Origin of the sequence: Aeribacillus sp. FSL k6-2211 (genome assembly GCF_037966125.1) — a bacterium.
Lineage (GTDB): Bacteria > Bacillota > Bacilli > Bacillales > Aeribacillaceae > Aeribacillus > Aeribacillus composti.
The window spans coordinates 3,936,041-3,957,269 of sequence record NZ_CP150190.1; the positions used below are offsets into that span (position 1 = coordinate 3,936,041).

Genomic DNA, 21,229 nt, shown 5'->3' on the forward strand with positions numbered 1-21,229 from the left:
GCCGCTTGACGCTCGATCCAAGCTGTTCAGCTTTTAAATAATAAAAAGCCATAGCAGAAGCACTATGGCAGAAAAATGACTTTACTTTCTTTTTGCCACCCAGCCTAATAACATTTCGCGAATCAATTTGCTCGCTGTATTCGCTGTTTGTTCTGAATGGTCATATACAGGTGCGACTTCAACTAAATCAGCGCCGACAACTTTCACATCAGAACGGGCAATTTCATGTATAGAAGCAAGCAGCTCTTTTGATGTAATGCCGCCAGCATCGACTGTTCCGGTTCCCGGCGCGTGAGCAGGATCCAGCACATCGATGTCAATCGTAACATATACAGGTCTTTGTGAAAGTTTCGGAAGAATCTTTTTGAGCGGCTCGAGCACTTCAAATTTGGCAATGTAAAGTCCAGCCTCTTTCGCCCATTCAAACTCCTCCTTCATCCCAGATCGGATGCCGAATGAAAAAATATTTTCCGGGCCAATCAAATCGCTTGCTTTCCGGATCGGAGTGGCATGAGACAGAGGCTCGCCTTCATAATGCTCGCGCAAATCTGTATGCGCATCGATATGAATGACCGCTAAATTTGGATATTTTTTATGCATCGCTTTAATGACAGGCCATGTTACAAGGTGCTCTCCTCCAATTCCGAGAGGAAATTTATCCGCTTTTAAAATTTTGTCCACAAACTCTTCAATCAACTCAATGCTCCGCTTTGCATTTCCAAACGGAAGAGGAATATCGCCTGCATCAAAATATTTTACATCCCCAAGCTCACGATCTAAATAAGGACTGTATTCTTCCAACCCGATGGAAACCTCCCGAATGCGGGCCGGACCGAAACGGGAGCCTGGCCGGTAGCTGACTGTCCAATCCATCGGCATTCCATAAATGACTGCTTCACTTTCCTCAAAGCTTGGATGGCTTCTAATAAAAACATTTCCTGAATAAGCTTCATCAAATCGCATGGACATCACCCTCCTGTCTGAAAAAGCAAGAGGCTGATCCCTCTTGCTTAAACTGTATTATGCTATTCGCTTTTTGTTCAGTTTTCCTAAAGGCTATTTAATTATTTCGGAAACAAACTTCGGTAAAGCGAATGCAGCTTTATGAATTTCTTTCGTATAATATTTAGAATCCAAGTCAAAGAAACGATCGTCACTTACCTCAATTGGATCATATTTCTTCGATCCGATCGTGAATGTCCACAGCCCGCTAGGATATGTCGGGATGTTTGCAGTATATAGCCTTGTAATCGGGAAAATCTCTTTCACATCATGATAGACATTTTTTATCAAATCTGCCTTAAACCAAGGATTATCCGTTTGCGCGACAAAAACGCCGTCCTCCTTCAAAGCTTTGGATATTCCTGCATAAAACCCTTTTGTAAAGAGGTTGACCGCAGGACCGACAGGCTCGGTTGAATCAACCATAATGCAGTCATATTGATTTTCGCTTTGTGCAATGTGCATAAAGCCGTCGCCAACTTTCACTTCAACGCGTGGATCATCTAGTTTTCCGGCAATTTCCGGCAAGTATTTTTTTGAATACTCGATCACTTTGCCGTCAATTTCTGCAAGTGTTACTTTTTTTACACTTGGATGCTTCAGCACTTCACGGATAACGCCTCCGTCTCCTCCTCCGACAACTAGCACATATTCTGGCTTCGGATGAGTAAACAACGGTACATGGGCCATCATTTCATGGTAGACAAATTCGTCTTTTTGCGATGTCATTACCATTCCATCCAAGAAAAGCATGTTGCCGAATTCTTCTGTCTCCACTACCTCCAATTTTTGGAATTCGGTCTGTTCTGTATGTAAAGTGCGTTTAATTTTCATCGTAATCCCGAAATGTTCTGTCTGTTTTTCTGTATACCAAAGTCCTCCCAAGATTTAATCTTCCTTTCATATGTTTTTCCAATATCTTTCCCTAATTTGAACAGACAACACGTAAACCTCAAAAAAAGTATAGTGGAATCTATCAAAATTGCAAAGAATAAATTTCATTTTTCATAGGTGGAAGTTTAAAAACTTGCGAATCACCTCATACTGAATAACAAAACGAACGGGCTTAAGAGGTGATGGAAATGGAAGCGATGACGCCAAAAGGCATTCGTCTTACCATCAAAACAATCCGGGCATTATTTTTTATTCATTTTTTTGTTTTTGCTGCGGCAGCTATTTGTATTGCGGTTGTTTTGATTGCGGCTAAAGTACAAGGCGCTCCTTCCATTGTTGTGCCGCAATCAACTGTATTGTACGCAAGCAACGGAACGAAAATCGGTGAGGAGCATCACGGCGGCCGCCGTTTTTGGGTGGAGCTTGATGAAATTTCACCCTATTTAATCAATGCGACAATCGCTATTGAGGACAAAAATTTTTATGATCATCACGGTTTTGATTTTAAACGAATAGCAGGTGCTGCCGTTGCCGATCTCAAAGCGATGGCAAAGGTGCAGGGAGCCAGCACAATCACCCAGCAATACGCAAGAAATTTATATCTTGGATTTGAAAAAACGTGGGCTCGGAAAATGACAGAAGCTTTTTATACCATTCGACTCGAGATGAACTACTCGAAAGAAAAAATTTTAGAAGGCTATTTAAATACAATATATTATGGACACGGAGCCTACGGGGTCGAGGCGGCCTCCCGTTATTACTTCGGCAAAAAGGCAAAGGACTTGACGCTAGCCGAAGCCGCTCTACTTGCCGGCATTCCGAAAGGACCGTACTCCTATTCACCGATGGTGAACTATGATTTATCAAAAAAAAGACAAGAGATGATTTTGCAGACAATGGTCAAACAAGGGTTAATTACAAAAAAAGAAAGTGAACTGGCTGCAAAGGAAAAATTAACGTTCAAAACGAACGAAAACACCAAAACAGAAAAGTTCGCCCCCTATTTTCAAGATGAGGTTATGAAAGAAGTAAAAGAAATATTGCAGGACCACCAATTAATTGAAACAGCCGGTCTGAAAATTTTTACTACTCTTGATCCAAATCTGCAAAAAATTGCTGAATCGACCGTAGAAAAAGTCATGAGGAAAGACTCGGATATCCAAGTTGCCTTCTCGGCAATCGATCCGAAAACAGGCGAGGTAAAAGCTCTAATCGGCGGACGGAATTATAAAGAGAGCCCTTTTAACCGCATGACTCAGGCAAAACGTCAGCCTGGTTCAACGATTAAGCCGTTTCTATATTATGCAGCCTTGGAAAATGGATTTACGCCGTCCACAACGCTGAAAAGCGAGCCGACAACGTTCCATTTTCAAAATGGAACAAACACGTATTCCCCGGGCAACTACAATGGCTACTACGCAAATGATGAAATTACATTAATAGAAGCCCTTGCTTTGTCCGACAATATTTATGCTGTTAAAACCCATATGTTTATCGGTATGGATCAATTAATAAAAATGGGAAAGCTTTTTGGAATCGGAGAAAATTTTAAAATGGTTCCGTCGCTAGCTTTAGGAACTTCTCCCGTAAGGCCGCTCGATCTCATGAACGCTTACGGCATTTTAGCGAACGGCGGTCAAAAAATAAAACCGATATTTGTCCGTAAAATCATTGATAAAAATGGAAAAGTCTTATATGAGGCAAATGTTGAAAAGGAGCAAATTCTAAATGAACAAACAGCCTTTATCACCGCACATTTAATGACCGGCATGTTTGATCGAAAGCTAAACAGTTATACAACTGTTACAGGGGAAAACATTATCGATCAACTATCAAGGCCTTTTGCTGGGAAATCCGGGACGACAAAGACTGACAGCTGGATGATCGGATTTGCCCCGCAGCTCGTAGCAGGTGTATGGACAGGTTATGACAAAGGAAAGACGATTGACATGGTCGAGGAACGAGCCTATTCGAAAAAAATTTGGGCCGGCTTTATGGAAGAAGCGTTGAAACATGAACCTGTAAAACAATTTAAGCCGCCTGAAGGAGTTGTCGGTGTTTATGTCAATCCGGAAAACGGGCTTTTAGCGACGAAAGAATGTCCCGTCTCCCGCCTTGCGTATTATGTGAAAGGCACGGAACCAACAAAATATTGCATGGAGCACCTCGACAATATGGAAGAGCCGAAAAACAGCGGGCGGAAAAAAAAGGATGAACCATTATGGAGAAGGCTTATGCCGTGGTTTTAGACATATAGGCAAAATAAGGGTTTGCGCATAGTCTTGACGCAAGCCCTTATTTATTTTTCAAAGAAGATGCAGCTCCTATGATATACTATAAAAAAGGACGATATATATTCAGATGTCATAACAAGAGGCCAGTCTTTGTAGAAATCGACCGATTACATGTATGCTACAGCTCTTATATTTTTCGAAAGCTTCAGCGAAGAATCTGAGGAAAAATAAACGAAATAGCCGATTTCTACTATCCTTTTCATGCTTAAAAACACACGACTGAAAGGATTATCACAGCAATGAACGAATTATTAAAACAGCCGGAATGGAGAATCATCGATCATTCAAGCTTAGGACTCTTTTTTGATGCCAAGCAATCATTCGCTTACGATGATACGTTGTGCACGACAGTCGGGAGCGGCATGTCCCCCGCGACAGTCCGCACTTGGGTGCATCATGATACGATTGTTCTCGGCATTCAAGATACAAGAGCCCCGTTTTTAAAAGATGGAGTAGATTTTTTAAAAAAACAAGGATATAAAGTCATCGTTCGAAATTCCGGCGGGTTGGCTGTTGTTTTGGATGAAGGGATTTTAAACGTATCGATCATTTTACCGGAAAAGGAAAAAGGAATTGACATTAACCGTGGTTATGATGCAATGAAGGATTTAATCTGTTTCATCTTGAAACCGTATGGTGCAGAAGTCGAAGCAGGAGAAATTGTCGGTTCATATTGTCCCGGGAGCTACGACCTCAGCATTCACGGCAAAAAATTTGCCGGCATTTCTCAGCGCCGTCTTAAGAGAGGCGTAGCGGTTCAAATTTATTTATGCATCACAGGAAGCGGAGCAGCGCGCGCAAACGTGATTAAACAGTTTTATGACAAGGCAACAAAAGGAGAAGCCGAACATTTCAAGTACCCAAACGTAAATCCGAGCACGATGGCGTCTTTACATGAATTATTAAAGGTGAAGTTAACCGTCCAGGATGTGGTGCACGACCTTTTTGCAGCCTTACAACATTTGAGCGGCCGCATTTATTCCTCCAATTTAACCGACTTTGAACTGGAATTGTATGAAGCAAACTTCATAAGAATGATAGAGCGGAATGAAAAATTTTTGCCTAATATGTAAATCGGGAAGGGAGAAAGTTATGTTTAAAAAAGTAGCTTCTGATGTTTTAGGATTAAGTGATATCGGCACGGTGATCAAGCCGGAGGATTATGATAAAGTGGACGCGGATGATTATGTCATGCATGAGGATGGGGAAAAAATCTACTTCCTCATTAAGTCGAAAACCGACGAGTATTGTTTCACAAACAAAGCGTTAATCCACGTTGACGGCACAAGCGCTGTCAGCAAAAAACGCACTTTAAAGCGGTATGACTACTATGCCCACCGCGTTTCAAACGTTGTGCTTGAAACGGCAGGGACTATTGATTTAGATGTAGAAATCAAATTCCAAATTGGAAACACGCCTTTTTCCATTGATGTTCATAAAAAACATTTAGAAGAGCTAAAAGATTTGTATAAAGCGTTGATTAAAATAGAAGAAATTTCAAACGATCATGACAATTATATGGAGTATGCAAAACAAAGCCTGCAAATGGCCGCCTCTGTATTCACCAACAACCGCATAAATGAAAGCAATATTTCCGAGCAATTTAAAGAAATTAACGATATTGCGTTCAATTGGCTGATGAATGCGAAAAAGCAATACAATTTAAAAGATTACGGGTTTGTGTTTGACCTTTTTATCCAGCAATAAACACTAAATAAATGCTAAAAAATAAATCAAGCAGAGAAAAACAAACCGTTTCTCTACTTGATTTCGTATGTTTGTTTGAAGTAGCTGGCGAATGCCTGCTACTTTCGGACGTTGCGGCTAATGCCGCAATCCCTTTTTATTTTTTGTATGGCTATTATTCAAAATATTGAATAAGATCAGGCTGCCGCTCTTTGTCCTTTAAAAGACGCAGGCGGAGCGTCTTCCGCTATTCCGCCATTTTTTCCAGATTGCCGTTTCGATCCATTTTAAACGTTGTTGTCGGACGTTCTTCTTCCTCAAAGAGAACTAGCTTTCGAGCGCGGTTCATAATCTTCATAAGTGTTTCATAGTCTTCTTGAACTGTTTTCGATTCTTCCTCAAGCTTGGCAACCTTCTTCTCCAACTCTTCGTTTTTCTTAATCAGTTCTTCATTTTCTTTTTTCAAACGCTCGTTTTCTTGCTGCAAAGCCTCGATATGTTCGCTGTTCCCTTGGTAAGTTCTTAAAAATTCAATTACACTATCCATTGTCAGCTCCACTTTTGAATTGGCTGCGAGCTCTGGATGATTATAATTCTTTGAATTTTGCACCGCATTTACTTCAGTAAAATCACCAGGCGACGCTTCAGGCGGCGTATAAAGCAATCGCTTCTTTGCAGTCTGGCCTTTCCCAAGCGCTCTCATTTTCTGCTTTCTCTGTTTTTTTGCAAGCTGCAAAGCTTTTTCATACTTATGGCGCACAACGGCGTTCCAGCGGAAGCCACAGGCGGCCGACGTGCGGTTCAGCTTATCACCAACTTCTTCAAAAGCGTTTAATTGCGTGCTTCCTTCACGGACATGCCGCAAAACGGTTTCTGCTAATAGCAGATCGTTTTCTTCTGTCCAAGCATCCTGTCTTGTTTTCATTCACTCTCAACTCCCTTATTCTTGAATAATACTATTTGTTCTAGCATCATTTTTCCCAAAAGATTAAAAATATATACAAGGATAGTAGATTTTTACAGAAAAGCGCTGTACTTGATTTCAAAAAAAAGACAAGGTATACTACCCGATAGTGCTTATTCATGAAGAAAGGATTGTTCAAAAGGATGGCAAATGAGTTCCGTGTATGCGACGATTGTAAAGCGCCAAATTTAAAATCGCTTATTCCGAAATTAAAGAATTTGGATCCCGATTGCAAAATTGAAATCGGCTGCCAATCGTACTGCGGGCCCGGAAGAAAGAAAACGTTTGTATTTGTGAACAACCGTCCGGTCGCTGCGTTAACGGAAGAAGAGTTAATAGAAAAAGTGAAAGCAAAGCTTAAAAAATAAGAAACCGCCTTTTAAGGAATGAATGCTTCCTGAGGCGGTTTTTTATTTAAGGTTGTTGAACGACATGGACCCGATTTTCCTTTGTGTCTGTTTAGAATCGCACTTTAAAAAACGAGGTGTTCACCTGAATTTAAACAAGTTATAATATAATCATGTCAAAACGGAAGAGGGAAGAAAATGACCTATGCAAGTGAAAAGCTGCCAGAAGAAAAAGTTTTTAAAGACCCGGTTCACCGTTACATCCACGTTCGCGATAAAATCATTTGGGATTTGATCGGGACAAAAGAGTTTCAACGGCTGCGCCGCATCCGCCAGCTCGGGACAACTTTTTTAACTTTTCACGGTGCGGAGCATAGCCGATTCAACCACTCATTAGGCGTTTATGAGATCGTCCGCCGAATTGTTGATGACGTATTTCGCGGGAGACCGGAATGGAACGAAGATGAGAGGCTGCTAAGTTTATGCGCTGCCCTTTTGCACGATGTCGGACACGGTCCCTTTTCTCATTCGTTTGAAAAGGTCTTCCATCTGGATCACGAAGATTTTACCCAAGCCATTATTTTAGGAAATACAGAAATAAACCGTGTTCTCTCAAATGCAGGGGCGGAATTCCCGAAAAAAGTGGCAGAGGTCATTGCGAAAACATACAAAAATAAGCAGGTTATCAGCTTAATTTCCAGCCAAATTGACGCCGACCGAATGGATTATTTGCAACGAGATGCTTTTTACACAGGCGTTCAGTACGGCCATTTTGACATGGAACGCATTTTGCGTGTGATGAGGCCGAGAGAGGATCAAGTCGTCATTAAATACAGCGGCATGCATGCTGTCGAAGATTATATTATGAGCCGATATCAAATGTACTGGCAAGTATATTTTCATCCAGTAACGAGAAGCGCTGAAGTCATTTTGTCCAAAATTCTCCATCGAGCAAAAGCTCTGTATGAAAATAATTATTCATTCCAAGCAGATCCAGTCCATTTTTATTCGATTTTCAAAGGAGATGTTACAGTCGAAGATTATTTAAAATTAGACGAATCCATCATCCTTTATTATTTCCAAGAATGGCAAGAGGAAAAGGATCCGATTTTAAGCGATCTGTGCAACAGATTTATAAACAGGCGCCTGTTTAAATATGTGGAGTTTCAACCGTCCAATGAACAATTGATGAAGCTGATTGAACTAACGAATTTGTTCAAAAAAGCAGGCATTGATCCGGAATATTATCTTGTTGTCGACTCGTCTTCAGATCTTCCGTACGATTTTTACCGACCGGGCGAGGAAGAAGAACGGCTGCCGATCCATTTGCTCATGCCAAACGGGGAAATACGGGAGCTTTCAAGAGAGTCGGAAATTGTGGACGCCATTACCGGAAAGCGGAGAACGGATCATAAATTATATTTTCCTCTTGATTTTTTAAAAGATTTCTCGGAGAAACGAAACTTGAAAAAACAAATTTTAGAAATTTTGCAGCTAACTGACAAAGATGGATTTATTCTGTAGGTGAGGAGATGAAGGGTGTGTTAACCGAACACGCAAAATTAATGAAAGTGCTGTCCGCTTCGAAAGAGATCATCGGACGAAAAAAACTGCAAAAAATTATATTTATAGCAAAAAAACTTAATTATCCCTTTTATGAAAAATACGAATTCCATTTTTACGGGCCGTATTCAGAAGAGTTGACGCTTCGCATTGAAGAGCTTTGCAACATGGGCTTTATCAATGAAGTAAAAGAAAAAAAAGGCGGCTATTATCAATACAAATATTCCCTTACAAAGTCGGGGCAGGAATTTTTAAGCCATTACGATTTGGACATGCCCGAACTGCAGAATTGCATAAATGAATTAAACGCCCAATCAGCACGTTTTTTAGAACTTGTATCAACCATTTTATATTTTGATCATTTGGACAAGGAAGAAGTGAAGGAAAAAGTATTCACGCTCAAAAAAAAGCAGCGTTATACGGATGAGGAAGTGGAGGAAGCTTATCAATTTATTCAACGATTGCAAGATCACAAATTCAGTGCAAAAATCAGCTGAATTTTCCCCTAAAAAAAAAATGAAGAAAATCCTTTTTATGTATTTCAACCTTTTTATAGTATACTGTAAGCAAAGGAAATTGTTAGAATAGGAGGGCGCATTTTTGCCGTTTTTATATTACGATTTAGAAGTTATACCGTTTGTCATTATTGCTTTGATCGTCGGCTTCACTATCCATGAATTTTCACATGCATTTGTTGCCTATAAGTTCGGAGATCCGACAGCGAAAAATCAAGGGAGGCTGACCCTTAATCCGATCTCCCATTTAGATCCGATCGGTACTCTTTTAATATTTTTGGCAGGGTTTGGTTGGGCAAAACCCGTTCCGGTGAATCGTTTCTATTTTAAAAATCCCCGCTTATCCGGGGTATTAGTATCTGTTGCTGGTCCATTGAGCAATTTATTCATTGCCTTTCTCGCTTTTTTGCTGCTGAACTTTTTCTTTTCGTTTGGATTATTTGCCAGCTTATCTTATGATGGAGCCAGAATGGTTGAACAATTTTTTAATATTCTTATATCATTAAATATTATGTTGTTTATCTTTAATTTATTGCCGTTTCCGCCGCTTGACGGTTATCGCATCATTGAAGATTTAGCCCCGCCGGACATCCGCGCCAAGCTTACTCAATATGAAAATTACGGAGTGCTTATTTTTTTAATTATTGTTATCACCCCTTTGGATCAATATATTATTCATCCGATATTTAATTGGGGAAGCCGAGCCGTTATCACTCTTTTTCATTTCGTTTTACAACCGTTCTTTTAAAGGAGGGATGTTTACATGACAGAAAAAAAGAAAAAGGTCGAGTTCCAAATTATTAAAAACGATCCAACTGACGGCCATCGCGGCTTTGGAGCAGGCACCCTTAGCCTGGAAAATGTTTCCCCTGTCTTCATTGACATCGAGGAAAAAACGGCATTTGTAGATATCGGCGCAATGCATGCAAGAAGCCAGGTAGAACGCGGCATTAAATTTACTCATGTGAAAGAAGACGTTCCGAACGGAAAACCGTATTGGCTTGTATGGGTAACAATTGACAGAAAAGAAGATGGGCCATATTATGCCGGGGTTGCTGCCTGTTATATGACTGTTGATCGCGAGGCAAGACGAGGTTATAAATCATTGCCTGAACACGTAAACCGCATGGATAAATCGCTAAAACGGAACATTATTGTCGACCACATGGATGAAAGCTCGAAAAAAGTTCTTTCCGATTTTCTTCGAAACCATGATGAAGGCATGTGGGAGCGCTCAAGCGATGAATTAAAGCAAAGCCTTTCTGTTTAGAAGCGGAAGGTGTTGTTGATTCAGCAAAAAATGTGAAAAGCAGGGAATTTTTGATGGAAAATTCCCTGCTTTTTGTTTATGCAAGCGCCTGAAGGGCTGTGATTATCGCTAATTTATATACATCTTCAGCGTTGCAGCCGCGAGATAGATCGTTCACTGGAGCATTCAATCCTTGGAGAATCGGTCCGATCGCTTCAAAGTTTCCAAGTCTCTGTGCAATTTTATAGCCGATGTTTCCAGCTTCAAGGCTCGGGAATATAAATACATTGGCATCGCCTTTAATTACAGATCCCGGCGCTTTCTTTTCCGCAACAGACGGCACGAAAGCTGCATCAAATTGAAACTCTCCGTCCAATATTAAGTCCGGAGCCATTTCTTTTGCCAATTCAACTGCTTTTGCCACTTTTTCTGTTTCCTGGGATGTTGCTGAACCTTTTGTCGAGAAGCTGAGCATAGCAACGCGAGGGTCGATATCAAACATTTTTGCCGTTTTCGCGCTTTCAATAGCGATCTCTGCTAACTCCTGACTGGTTGGAGCGATGTTGATCGCGCAATCAGCAAATATATATTTTTCCTCACCACGAACCATGACGAATACGCCTGATGTTTTTTTCACGTTTTGTTTCGTTTTAATGATTTGAAGAGCCGGCCGCACTGTATCTGCGGTTGAATGTGCCGCACCGCTCACAAGCCCGTCCGCTTCCCCTTTATAAACAAGCATCGTGCCAAAATAATTTTCATCCAAAAGAAGCTTCCGTGCTTCTTCTTCTGTCACCTTTCCATTACGGCGTTCAACAAAGCTTTGAACAAGCTCTTCTATTCCACTGTAATTGGCAGGATTATATATTTTTGCACCTGCAACAGAAATATTTAAACTCTTTGCTTTTTCTTCAATTTCTGTTTCATCCCCAATTAAAATGGGCTGTAACAAATTTTCCTCTGTTAATCGGGAAACTGCTGTTAAAATTCGCTCATCCAATCCTTCAGGAAAAACAATTTTAATATTTTTTCCCGATATTTTATTTTTCAATGCTGCAAAAATGTCTGCCAAAACAAAGTCAGCCTCCTTAATCTTAAAACATTCTTTTAACATGAATTGTTCCATTCACTTTTAGCATACCCCACCTGCTCTTAAATTTAAAATGAAAAATTTCATCATAGCGCTTTCAACAGCACTTTTTTCTGTCACATAATTGTCATACTGTTTTACCCGGATATTCTCCCCTAAACTGTGGTATAGTAAACTTGTACATAGCCAATATGAGAGGTGACGAAAATGAGTGAAGAAGTTCGTTCAAATGAAGCCGTTGAAACGCTCGATGGTTGGTATTGTTTGCACGATTTCCGCTCGATCGATTGGAGCGCTTGGAAAACTTTATCTAGCGATGAACGCCAGGAAGCTATTCATGAATTTCTGAATTTGTTAGAAAAATGGAGTGCAGTGGAAAAAGACCAACAAGGCAGCCACGCTTTATATACGATCGTTGGACAAAAAGCAGATTTGATGATCATGATTCTCCGGCCAACGATGGAAGAATTGAATGAAATTGAAACGGAATTTAATAAAACAAAACTGGCTGAATATACAAGCCCTGCCTATTCATATGTTTCCGTTGTGGAATTGAGCAGCTACGTAGGCGGCGGAAATGATGAAGATCCGTATCAAAATCCATATATCCGATCTAGACTATATCCTATTTTGCCGAAATCAAAATATGTTTGCTTCTATCCGATGGATAAACGCCGTCAAGGCAATGACAATTGGTATATGCTGCCGATGGAAGAGCGCCGGAGCCTCATGAGAAGCCACGGACTTATCGGCCGCAAGTACGGAGATAAAGTAAAACAAATTATTACCGGTTCTGTCGGATTTGATGACTGGGAATGGGGCGTCACGCTCTTCTCTGATGATGTTTTGCAGTTTAAAAAGCTCGTATATGAAATGCGTTTTGATGAAGTAAGCGCCAGATACGGCGAATTTGGCTCTTTCTTTGTCGGCAACATTTTGCATCCTGAAAAAATTGCAGCATTTTTACATGTATAAACCAGTACTGCTTTCAGTACTGGTTTTTTCTGCTGAAGGGCGCCCATAGTGAGTAAGAAATCCTAGCTGACATGCTTAATGTGTACGGAAAAAGGTCATGTTGTGCAGGAAGTGTAACAAATCACGATTTATCTCTTTCTTACGTGCAACAAAATAAAAGTACGGGGAGATTTGAAGAAAAATTTCAATGGAAAGAATGGGCGAGAGGGTGACTTTTCCCAACACCATGCACCATGCCAAGCGCCATGGATGAATACATATATGCCACTTCTCAAAATATGGGGCTGTCCAGTCAAAATCCACTGAAAATAAAACATCATAAGCATTGATATATCAGTGTTTCTAAAACATTAAAGGGGCGTCTATAAGCCGGAAAATCGACTTATTAGACAGCCCCTCATACTTTATAAGCTTCTTTTTTTCTTTTATACAGAACAAAGATGTCGGAATGGGAATTTTTCCGAATGTCATAAAAAAGGTTTCATCGTCATACATTGGAATGAAAGATTACTATTTAGGCAATGTCTTTTTAAAGAAAAAGGCAGGTGAAAAAATGGCTGTAATTCCCACATACTGAAGAAGATGTAAAGCTATTGGCCAGATTGATGAGAGCTGAAGCAGAAGGAGACGGAGATTTAGGCATGCTTCTTGTAGGCAATGTCGGTGTCAACCGTGTCCTTGCAGATTGTTTAGACTTTAAGGATATACGCACCGTTCGCAGTATGGTGTTTCAAAGCCCCGGAGGCTTCGAAGCCACACAGAAAGGATATTTTTATCAGGCTGCAAGGCAAAATGAAATAGACTTAGCAAGAAAAGTTTTGAAAGGAAACCGCTACAGTCCTGCAGAAACTGCTTTGTGGTTTTTTAAGCCATATGGCGATTGCCCTGCTACATGGTATAACCAATATAACTCAGGACGATATAAATCCCATTGTTTTTATTTTCCTGCACAATCTGCTTGCCCAAGCGTATACAGATTTTAGGAGGTTGAACATGAGCAACAAAAAACAGAACCAACGGCAGCAGCAGGGGTATCCAGTTCCTGCAGTTACTCCTGTACAGCCAACCTATCCGTACGGATTTTACGCGCCCAGCGGGTCTGTTATCGGCGCCCCTCCCTCAGCTCAACCAAGCGGCACCAGCGGTCAAGCTGTACCCGGAATGCTTCCGCTTGAAGAATCCTATGTCGAAAACATTTTGCGCTTAAATAAAGGGAAATTGGCCACCGTATACATGACCTTTGAAAACAATCCTGAATGGCCGGCGAAAGTATTTCGCGGCGTCATTGAAGCTGCCGGAAGAGATCATCTCATTTTAAGCGACCCGCAAACAGGAAGGCGATATTTATTGCTGATGGTTTTTTTGAATTACGTCACTTTCGATGAGGAAATCGTATATACATCCCCTCAAAGTCTCGCTTCTTATCCACCAAGATAAGAAAAACGCTAGACAGAGAGAGGCCGGTAGGAATGCTGCAAGACGCTTACAATTTCTTGATCAATACCCTGCCCTCTTGTCTAGTTCTTGTCAAATAGACAAAAGTCTAAGCATCCTTGCTTCTTTAATGAAGCAAGGTTGTTCAGCTTTTCTATGAGCTTTTATTTTCATTTTGATCTTAACTAGAAAACTTTCAAAAACGACCAATTAAGCTTTTTTATTTTCCCTTCGACTTAAAACGTATAATCGAGATTCTGAAAAAAGCTCCGATTACCTCCCCCATTTCATCTAGGGCATTTTCCGCATCCATAGCAATAATCGAGTAGGAGGGAGCGATTAACTCCCGTCCTCTCACACCACCGTACATACGGTTCCGTATACGGCGGTTCAATTAAGATAATTGACGCAAGTTTTCATAACTTCCGTGAATAGCTGTTCTCTTTATGCCAGTGGTCACTCCACCCTCCAAGAGGTCTCCCACGGGATTCACCGCTTCCTCCCTCAAGTGAGGTACTACGTTTTCTGTGTTCATCATGACTCACTGAATGCCAAGGGCTATTCTCTCTTAATTGTTCGGTCCTTCTTAGTTGTTCTAGACCAACTAATACTATGACCTCTGCTGACTTCTGACGGTTCAGCTACTTATCACTAAGTAGGTTATGAAGCGTACTTCACATATCCACCAGACCTCCCCGGGTAAGTACATGCACTTTCACACCATCTATCCGCCTCATTTACTCGATATGACCTTCGACAGAAAGAGCTTTGTTTTGTTTTGCAAACTCACTCAATCATACCTAGCCTTATATGAGGTTCGTGTTCCTCGGACCGGTGTTTTGCCTCCAGCTTCCTTCAGATTCCGCGTCACCACGGACACCCTTGCGTTAGGCTAACCACTACTTCTGCCTTCGTGGCTCGGGACTTTCACCCTAGAGATTACACCCATGCCGGGCGCACATAAAAAAAACCGGGCGTGAAAATTCAACGCCCAGTTTCTTCTACCAGAATTTAAATCCCGGTGAACTTGGTGCATTTTCAATGATATCGATGACCGGTACTGTATAAGCGATTACAATTAGCACAACAGACAGACCGATCCAAATTTTCCAATTTTCTAGAAGCAATGGTGTTTTTTCCGCATCTTCATGAACTTCACCAACTGGAAATTCTTCCGTTCCTTTTGGAGCAGCCACTGCCAAATTTATAACAATATAAAGAATCATCAAAATGGCAACGAATAAGATGGCTCCGCCAACCGCCATGATAGTTTGATAAGACATCCATTCCAACGCCTGCGGATGGTCTCCATATGTTGTATAAGCGGTCCGCCGAGGAGCTCCAAACAAACCAACTGTATGCATGGCTCCTGACATTAGGAACATACCGATGCACCAGAAAACGGTTTGAATGATCCCTAATTTATTTAATCGCGGTGTTAACGTTCTGCCTGTTAAATGAGGAACCAACCAATAGGAAATACCAAAAAACGTCAACGCTACAGTGGTGGCCACTGTTAAATGGAAATGTCCTGTTACCCATAAAGTGTTATGAACGACTTGGTTCATTTGGTTACTTGCATTAATGATTCCGCCTGCTCCGCCAGGAATAAAAACGAGCATTCCCATAAACGGTGCAAAAAAGCGAACATCTGTCCACGGAAGTTTTTTCACCCAGCCAAACAGTCCGCTGGCCCCTTTTTCTCTTCCGCTTATTTCAAATGTTGCAAACAAAGCGAAAGCTGTCATTAAAGATGGAACAATGACCATAAACGTCAACACAATTTGCAAAAACTTCCAAAACGGAGTGATCCCAGACTCTAGTATTTGATGATGGAAGCCGACTGGGATGGAAAAAAGAACAAACAGTACAAACGCCAGTCTTGCAAGCGAATCGCTGAAAATTTTCCCGCCTATTATTTTTGGAATGATGACGTACCAGCACATATAGGCAGGCAATAACCAGAAATACACTAATGGATGGCCAAAATACCAAAAAAGTGTTCTGCTTAACAGCACATTGATTTTATCGACTAACCCGAAGGACCAAGGAATAAACTGGAATAATACCGTTACTGCTACGCCCAATGTTGCTATGATCCATAAAATCATTGTGGCAACTGCCATAAAGCTTAATAGAGGAGACGGTTTTCCTTCATTTTTCTTTTTCCAGACAGCGTATTGGCTAAACATGCCAGCTCCGCTTACCCAGCTGCCGACTACAACAAGCGTCAGACCGATATAAAACCATGGCGATGCTTTAAGTGGTGCATAAAAAGTGTATAGAACGGTCGCTTTATTTAATAAGATCATAACCGTTGTAATCGCTGTTCCAATCGTCATAAGCCAAAAGCCGATCCAACCCGCCTTTTTGGCAAACGGAGTTAAATCACCTGTCGTCCGACTCATGGAAGCATATAAAAAACCAATGATAAAAAATGTTGTAAAAACAAGTGCCAACAAAACGCCATGAGCAGTCAAAAGCTGATAATACCCGATCCCTGCCGGAAGCTCAAGCGTTCCGCTTCTAACAAAAGCCTGCAATAACCCGGCAATCGCTCCTAAAAACAATGCAATATAACCAACTGCAATATGGGCGAGCGCCAGCTTTCCATCGTTTGGGTGAAGCGCTGTATTTTTCATGCTTTTGTCACCTCAATTTTCGTGCTCATCATTTGGTGCCCAGTACCGCAATATTCGTTGCAAATTATTAAATAGCTGCCGGGTTTATGGAATGTATGTGTAAGCGAATTCACATGTCCCGGGGTCACCATCATGTTGACATTTGTGCCAACGATTTCAAGGCCATGAACAACATCTTTGCTTGTCACGATAATATGAACTTTTGCTCCCTCCGGTATTTTTATGTCATTCGGCATAAAGGCAAAAGCTTGAGAAACTATAACAAGTTCGTATTCGTTGTCTCCAATTTTCTTTAAGCCTGGTTGATTAAACGGCTCTGTCGTATCGACTTTTTGCGGATCCAATGTGGTCAGATCACTCGGCGGATGATGACCTTGTGCAAATGCACTGATGCCCACGATTGTTAAAAACATCACAAGCGTACCTATACCTATTAATAGCCAAACCTTTTCAAGTTTGTGCAAATGCAAGATGATCCCCCTCCTTTATAATCGTTGAATAAATAAGTAGTAAACTCCAAACCAAGAAAGTATTAAAAAAAGAGCCAGCATAAGAACAGATAAAAAAGTGCCAAATAACGAATATTCTTTCTTTTGAGCAATTTCCTGCTCTTTTTTATCGGAGATGAATTCTTTTGCCACCCATAACACCACCTTTTCTTCTTTTAAAAAAATTGTAGTTTAGCTTACGTTAGTCAATCTGTGAAAAAAATCACATTTTCCATAGTACTTTTTGACAGTATGTTGAACAAAAAACATTGCATTCACACTGAATCTTCTATCATTAGGAAGCTAGGAGCCAAAATGAACGGGACACATTTTTGGATGAAGCTCTGGCTATGACCTTTGAATCGGTTAAGAAGGTCACCCTTTCATTTCTTTGCACAAAAAAACGCCTGTCCCGATATAGTAGACAGACGTTTATATTTACATATATTTAACTGCAGCAACAGCAAGAAGAACCCATGCAATTAAAAATGAAATGCCTCCAAGCGGCGTAATTGCACCTAACACTTTGATCTGCGTCACACTTAATATATACAGGCTTCCGGAAAACAGGAGAATACCGATGAGCATCAGCCACCCGGCCCAATTTGCATAGCCTGCCTGCGGATGCTGCTGCAAAAACAGAGCCGTGACAAAAAGGCCTATCGAATGGAACATTTGATATTGTACACCTGTTTGCCATGTCTCCAAATATTTTTGCGGAATTTTCCCTTCCAAACCATGGGCGCCGAATGCTCCTAAAGCTACAGACAAAAAAGCACCGACGGCTCCAAGAATGAAAAATATTTTCATCATCTTCACCCCTTTTTCCCTTCATCTTACCTTATCGTCCGTTTTTTTTAAATGAAGATTTTACAGATGACAAGATTTTGTTAGAAATCAAAAATAGATTCTCCATTTGCATCGTCTTCGACCAACAAACGTTCTTTCATTGTCAGCGTTTTGCTGTTTGCATTTCCGATCATTTTTTCCAGCTCTAATGGAGTTATTTCACTTTCGCTTTTTGGCTCTTGACTAGCTGAAAAATCATAATTTTCCTCTTGTTGATCCAAAATAACATCACATAAAGAACGGATGACAAGAAGCCGGGCTTTTAGATCATGAGGTGTTCCTGCTGCCTTTGCCTTTTTCAGTTCCTCCTCCATTTTTCCTATTATGCTTGAGACCGGTATATTCAACTCCTATCGCTCCTTATTGAAAGATAATGATCTTGCTTTTTTTATCATATTTGATTTTTTCCTTATTGACAAACTTGTCTGCTTCATTCACTTTTCATAACAAACTTGTTACAATAAGTAAGGAATTTTTGAGCACAAGGAGGGCCTGCAGATGGACAATCAATATTTGCAAACAATAAACGGCGATTTATGGTTAACAGAAGATGAAAGAGAAAATTTAAAAATCAGCTATAGAATCAAAGAAGTGCTTTTTTCAAAGCAATCCCCTTTTCAACATGTTATGGTATTGGATTCATATGATTTTGGCCGCATGCTAGTGCTAGATGGAGTTGTGCAAACCACTTCTATTGATGGGCATATATATAATGAAATGATTTCCCATGTCCCGCTCAATCTCCACCCAAATCCGGAAAAAGTGCTGATCATCGGCGGCGGAGACTGCGGTGTTGCCAGAGAAGTGTGCAAATATGATTCAGTGAAGGAAATCGATATGGTGGAAATTGACGAGCTTGTCGTTTCCGCATGCAAGGAGCATCTGCCTGAAGTGTCAGGAAACTTAAGCGATCCGCGCGTAAATTTCTTATTTATTGACGGCGTGAAATATGTAGAAAACAAACAAAATGAATACGATGTGATCATTGTTGACTCTTCTGACCCGATTGGACCGGCAGAACAGCTGTTTTCAAAAGATTTTTATACCAACCTATATAAAGCGTTAAAAGACGATGGCCTCATGGTATGCCAAAGTCAATCGCCTGTTTTCCACTTGGATGTTTTAAAACGGTCTTATAGCCATATTCAATCTTTATTCCCGATTACAAAACTATACACAGCTGTTGTTCCTACATATCCGGGAGGACTATGGAGCTTTACAATCGGATCGAAAAAATATGAAGATGTAAAGTCGGACAATTTTTCGAAAGATACAAAATATGTAAATCAAGCTATTCTCGAAGGGTGCTTTAAGCTTCCTGAGTTTTTGCAGCAAGCATTGAAATAATGGAGCTGGCCCAAAAGTCATTGAAAGTTGGCTTTTTGGGCCTCTATTTGTTTTGACAAAAAAACATACTTTCTAGTAAAAATGCAAGCGTCAAACGAACAATTAAGAAAGAACTGTGTGCTGCAAAATAAAGTACATAATATTGCAATCAGACAAAGACGAGAATTTGCTTAAAGAAACGCAAAAAGTGAGAGGCGATGGTAAAGCACCTCTCATTTAGATAAAATCTCTTTTGCAACTGGGAATTCGCCTATTTGCTCATATTTTTGAAGCAGTTGTTTTGAGATTTGAATTGGATATTCTGCTTTTTCATTTTGGGTAACGCCTAATACCTCAATCAATCTGGAATGAAATTCTTCTAGACTAGGCACTTTACCTTCTTGCATATACTCTTTTTGAATTTTGAGAAGGAAAAATGCGATCTCTGCCCGCTCCTCACCATTTAAATCTTTTTTCAGAGCAACGTAATCAATATTAATAATAAGTCAGGAGATATCTTTTGATTACCAATAATCTTTATTAATAGATTTTTAAAAGCTCTACCTAATAATTTAAGTTATAAATTTCTTTATCTAACCTTTCTACCTGATTCTAAAAAATTTCAATCATTCCGAGCTATTTCTATCATCCATACTCGATCTCCTCCTGTTCTTTTCTTTCAACTGGACGAAAGATCAGAATCACTTCTACAATGGCTTTAGCTCCAATTCTTATAGCTGTGGCTCCAAGCGGCTTCTTCATAGCATCGTATCCGAAAAAAGAGCCTTTTGTCCGACGAGGGTGCACAAATCTATTCTTGAAGAAAAACCGAGGCAGAAAGTGCGCCCCGTCATATTAAAGGCAATCGGTCGTTCCGCAGATTTTCTTTTCAGGGGCTCGACAAGGTACATGTTGAGTTTGGGGTTATAGCTTTATCTCCAACATGTTAAAAATTGCTGGTATTCGCCAGCTACTTTCAAAAATACAAAAGCCAATGAAGAAAAACGAGCTGTTTTCTCCACTTACTTCATTTAGCGACTTTATCAGAAAGTCTAAAATATGATATGTTGCTTATTTTTCAAACAGTTTACAAATAAATGGGATGCCAATCATCAAATGGTATTTTGATAACTTGATGAAACTATTTGTGAAATATACTCACCTACTAAAACAACTAATCCCGCAAAAACTGCGGAAAAAACGGCTTGTTTCATAATAATCATTTCTCCCCCAATTGGGGCAAGATTATAGAATATTTACTATATTTATACTTTCTATACTGGGACGCCAGTTACATATTCAGATAAAATAGCCCCCTACGATAGCTCCTGCAACTGCTCCACCAATTCCACCAAACAAAGAACATAAGTATGTCGCTCCATTTGAAATTCACCTTTAATTATTGCTCGGAAATCAGTTTTAGTTAACCAGAATTCGACTCGGACGAGTGTGCTCTTTTATTATTTTGTTGAAAGAATCTTTTTGCATACTGGAAAAAGGTTATCTTCATCTTTTGCAAATTTTTTTAATAGGTTTTCAGTAACTTCAATTGGAAAACTTTGTTTGTCTTCATCAGTGAGAGAAAGTGTTTCAATGACATACTGATGAAACTCCTGAAGATTTGGAAATTCACCAGTTTTTCTATACATTCTTTCTGTTTTACTGACTAATAAGGTTAATTTATGATACTTAGTTGCATCAATATTTAATTTTAAAAGAACATAGTCTATATCATTTTTATCAATATGTTTGTTTGTTTCAACAAGTTCAACCAATAGTTTCATTACTTTACCCAGTTTTTGTGTTAATTGATATGTTTCTTTATCAAGTCTGTTAATTTGTTCAATTTCTTCTTCAATATGTTTAATTCTATCCTCTAATTCTTTCATTCATACTTCCCCTCCCTACCTA

23 protein-coding genes are annotated in these 21,229 nt (G+C 40.1%); 12 read left to right on the forward strand and 11 right to left on the reverse strand.

Annotated elements, in window-relative coordinates:
• Nucleotides 1-81: 81 nt before the first annotated feature.
• Nucleotides 82-963 (reverse strand): agmatinase, encoded by an 882-nt coding sequence (gene speB, locus NSU19_RS18880; RefSeq protein WP_063389049.1) that lies wholly within the window; start codon nucleotides 961-963, stop codon nucleotides 82-84.
• Nucleotides 964-1,056: 93 nt separating this feature from the next.
• The gene (speE, locus tag NSU19_RS18885) at nucleotides 1,057-1,887 is read right to left on the reverse strand and encodes a polyamine aminopropyltransferase (RefSeq protein ID WP_082829608.1); all 831 of its coding nucleotides are present in this window, start codon (nucleotides 1,885-1,887) and stop codon (nucleotides 1,057-1,059) included.
• 197 nt (nucleotides 1,888-2,084) lie between these two features.
• On the opposite strand from speE (NSU19_RS18885), the gene NSU19_RS18890 reads away from it, so the two are divergent.
• The 3 genes from NSU19_RS18890 (at nucleotide 2,085) to NSU19_RS18900 (ending at nucleotide 5,897) form a co-directional block, all read left to right on the forward strand.
• Nucleotides 2,085-4,145, forward strand: coding sequence for a PBP1A family penicillin-binding protein (locus NSU19_RS18890; RefSeq protein WP_339198032.1), 2,061 nt, complete (start codon nucleotides 2,085-2,087; stop codon nucleotides 4,143-4,145).
• A gap of 284 nt (nucleotides 4,146-4,429) precedes the next feature.
• Entirely contained in the window at nucleotides 4,430-5,263 is an 834-nt protein-coding gene (locus NSU19_RS18895; RefSeq protein ID WP_339198035.1) for a lipoate--protein ligase family protein, read from the forward strand.
• A 19-nt stretch (nucleotides 5,264-5,282) separates the two neighbouring features.
• Complete coding sequence (locus NSU19_RS18900) at nucleotides 5,283-5,897, forward strand: PH domain-containing protein (RefSeq protein WP_063389052.1); 615 nt, start codon at nucleotides 5,283-5,285, stop codon at nucleotides 5,895-5,897.
• A gap of 226 nt (nucleotides 5,898-6,123) precedes the next feature.
• Here NSU19_RS18900 and NSU19_RS18905 read toward each other — a convergent pair whose 3' ends face one another.
• The gene (locus NSU19_RS18905; RefSeq protein WP_066251351.1) at nucleotides 6,124-6,801 is read right to left on the reverse strand and encodes an RsfA family transcriptional regulator; all 678 of its coding nucleotides are present in this window, start codon (nucleotides 6,799-6,801) and stop codon (nucleotides 6,124-6,126) included.
• A gap of 182 nt (nucleotides 6,802-6,983) precedes the next feature.
• Here NSU19_RS18905 and NSU19_RS18910 point away from each other — a divergent pair, with 182 nt between their 5' ends.
• The 5 genes from NSU19_RS18910 to NSU19_RS18930 all read left to right on the forward strand — a co-directional run bounded on the left by NSU19_RS18910 (nucleotide 6,984) and on the right by NSU19_RS18930 (nucleotide 10,535).
• Nucleotides 6,984-7,208 carry a DUF1450 domain-containing protein gene (locus tag NSU19_RS18910; protein ID WP_094244732.1) on the forward strand — a complete coding sequence of 75 codons (225 nt, stop codon included), beginning with the start codon at nucleotides 6,984-6,986 and terminating at the stop codon, nucleotides 7,206-7,208.
• Nucleotides 7,209-7,385: 177 nt separating this feature from the next.
• Nucleotides 7,386-8,711: an HD domain-containing protein gene (locus NSU19_RS18915; RefSeq protein ID WP_339198039.1), complete on the forward strand. Its 1,326-nt coding sequence runs from the start codon at nucleotides 7,386-7,388 to the stop codon at nucleotides 8,709-8,711.
• Nucleotides 8,712-8,728: 17 nt separating this feature from the next.
• Nucleotides 8,729-9,247, forward strand: coding sequence for a YwgA family protein (locus NSU19_RS18920; protein ID WP_063389056.1), 519 nt, complete (start codon nucleotides 8,729-8,731; stop codon nucleotides 9,245-9,247).
• 103 nt (nucleotides 9,248-9,350) lie between these two features.
• Nucleotides 9,351-10,013 (forward strand): site-2 protease family protein, encoded by a 663-nt coding sequence (locus NSU19_RS18925; RefSeq protein WP_339198042.1) that lies wholly within the window; start codon nucleotides 9,351-9,353, stop codon nucleotides 10,011-10,013.
• Nucleotides 10,014-10,028: 15 nt separating this feature from the next.
• On the forward strand, nucleotides 10,029-10,535 hold the full coding sequence (locus NSU19_RS18930) for a YwhD family protein (RefSeq protein WP_063389058.1): 507 nt from the start codon (nucleotides 10,029-10,031) through the stop codon (nucleotides 10,533-10,535).
• Between the two features lie 76 nt (nucleotides 10,536-10,611).
• Here the strand turns inward: NSU19_RS18930 and pta are convergent, their stop codons facing one another.
• Entirely contained in the window at nucleotides 10,612-11,586 is a 975-nt protein-coding gene (gene pta, locus NSU19_RS18935) for a phosphate acetyltransferase (protein ID WP_063389129.1), read from the reverse strand.
• A gap of 225 nt (nucleotides 11,587-11,811) precedes the next feature.
• Here pta and hemQ point away from each other — a divergent pair, with 225 nt between their 5' ends.
• The 3 genes from hemQ (at nucleotide 11,812) to gerQ (ending at nucleotide 14,016) form a co-directional block, all read left to right on the forward strand.
• A complete protein-coding gene (gene hemQ / locus NSU19_RS18940; RefSeq protein WP_063389059.1) occupies nucleotides 11,812-12,579 on the forward strand; it encodes a hydrogen peroxide-dependent heme synthase in 768 nt (255 codons plus the stop codon).
• Between the two features lie 605 nt (nucleotides 12,580-13,184).
• Complete coding sequence (locus NSU19_RS18945) at nucleotides 13,185-13,562, forward strand: cell wall hydrolase (RefSeq protein ID WP_144597646.1); 378 nt, start codon at nucleotides 13,185-13,187, stop codon at nucleotides 13,560-13,562.
• A 10-nt stretch (nucleotides 13,563-13,572) separates the two neighbouring features.
• Complete coding sequence (gerQ, locus tag NSU19_RS18950) at nucleotides 13,573-14,016, forward strand: spore coat protein GerQ (protein WP_063389060.1); 444 nt, start codon at nucleotides 13,573-13,575, stop codon at nucleotides 14,014-14,016.
• Nucleotides 14,017-15,014: 998 nt separating this feature from the next.
• Here gerQ and NSU19_RS18955 read toward each other — a convergent pair.
• The 5 genes from NSU19_RS18955 to NSU19_RS18975 form a co-directional block, all read right to left on the reverse strand.
• Nucleotides 15,015-16,655, reverse strand: coding sequence for a b(o/a)3-type cytochrome-c oxidase subunit 1 (locus NSU19_RS18955; RefSeq protein WP_094244736.1), 1,641 nt, complete (start codon nucleotides 16,653-16,655; stop codon nucleotides 15,015-15,017).
• Nucleotides 16,652-17,125 (reverse strand): cytochrome c oxidase subunit II, encoded by a 474-nt coding sequence (locus NSU19_RS18960; protein ID WP_094244737.1) that lies wholly within the window; start codon nucleotides 17,123-17,125, stop codon nucleotides 16,652-16,654. Before NSU19_RS18960 ends, NSU19_RS18955 begins: the two co-directional genes overlap by 4 nt.
• Before the next feature lie 15 nt (nucleotides 17,126-17,140).
• Entirely contained in the window at nucleotides 17,141-17,257 is a 117-nt protein-coding gene (locus tag NSU19_RS18965; RefSeq protein WP_232515720.1) for a cytochrome c oxidase subunit 2A, read from the reverse strand.
• Between the two features lie 324 nt (nucleotides 17,258-17,581).
• Nucleotides 17,582-17,953 carry a DUF423 domain-containing protein gene (locus NSU19_RS18970; RefSeq protein WP_063389063.1) on the reverse strand — a complete coding sequence of 124 codons (372 nt, stop codon included), beginning with the start codon at nucleotides 17,951-17,953 and terminating at the stop codon, nucleotides 17,582-17,584.
• Between the two features lie 80 nt (nucleotides 17,954-18,033).
• Nucleotides 18,034-18,339, reverse strand: coding sequence for a YwdI family protein (locus NSU19_RS18975; protein WP_144597606.1), 306 nt, complete (start codon nucleotides 18,337-18,339; stop codon nucleotides 18,034-18,036).
• Nucleotides 18,340-18,490: 151 nt separating this feature from the next.
• On the opposite strand from NSU19_RS18975, the gene speE (NSU19_RS18980) reads away from it, so the two are divergent.
• Nucleotides 18,491-19,339, forward strand: coding sequence for a polyamine aminopropyltransferase (speE, locus tag NSU19_RS18980; protein ID WP_094244739.1), 849 nt, complete (start codon nucleotides 18,491-18,493; stop codon nucleotides 19,337-19,339).
• A 212-nt stretch (nucleotides 19,340-19,551) separates the two neighbouring features.
• Here the strand turns inward: speE (NSU19_RS18980) and NSU19_RS18985 are convergent, their stop codons facing one another.
• Both NSU19_RS18985 and NSU19_RS18990 read right to left on the reverse strand, forming a co-directional pair.
• Complete coding sequence (locus NSU19_RS18985; RefSeq protein WP_235600485.1) at nucleotides 19,552-19,725, reverse strand: hypothetical protein; 174 nt, start codon at nucleotides 19,723-19,725, stop codon at nucleotides 19,552-19,554.
• A 1,053-nt stretch (nucleotides 19,726-20,778) separates the two neighbouring features.
• On the reverse strand, nucleotides 20,779-21,207 hold the full coding sequence (locus tag NSU19_RS18990; protein ID WP_063389066.1) for a hypothetical protein: 429 nt from the start codon (nucleotides 21,205-21,207) through the stop codon (nucleotides 20,779-20,781).
• Nucleotides 21,208-21,229: the final 22 nt, after the last annotated feature.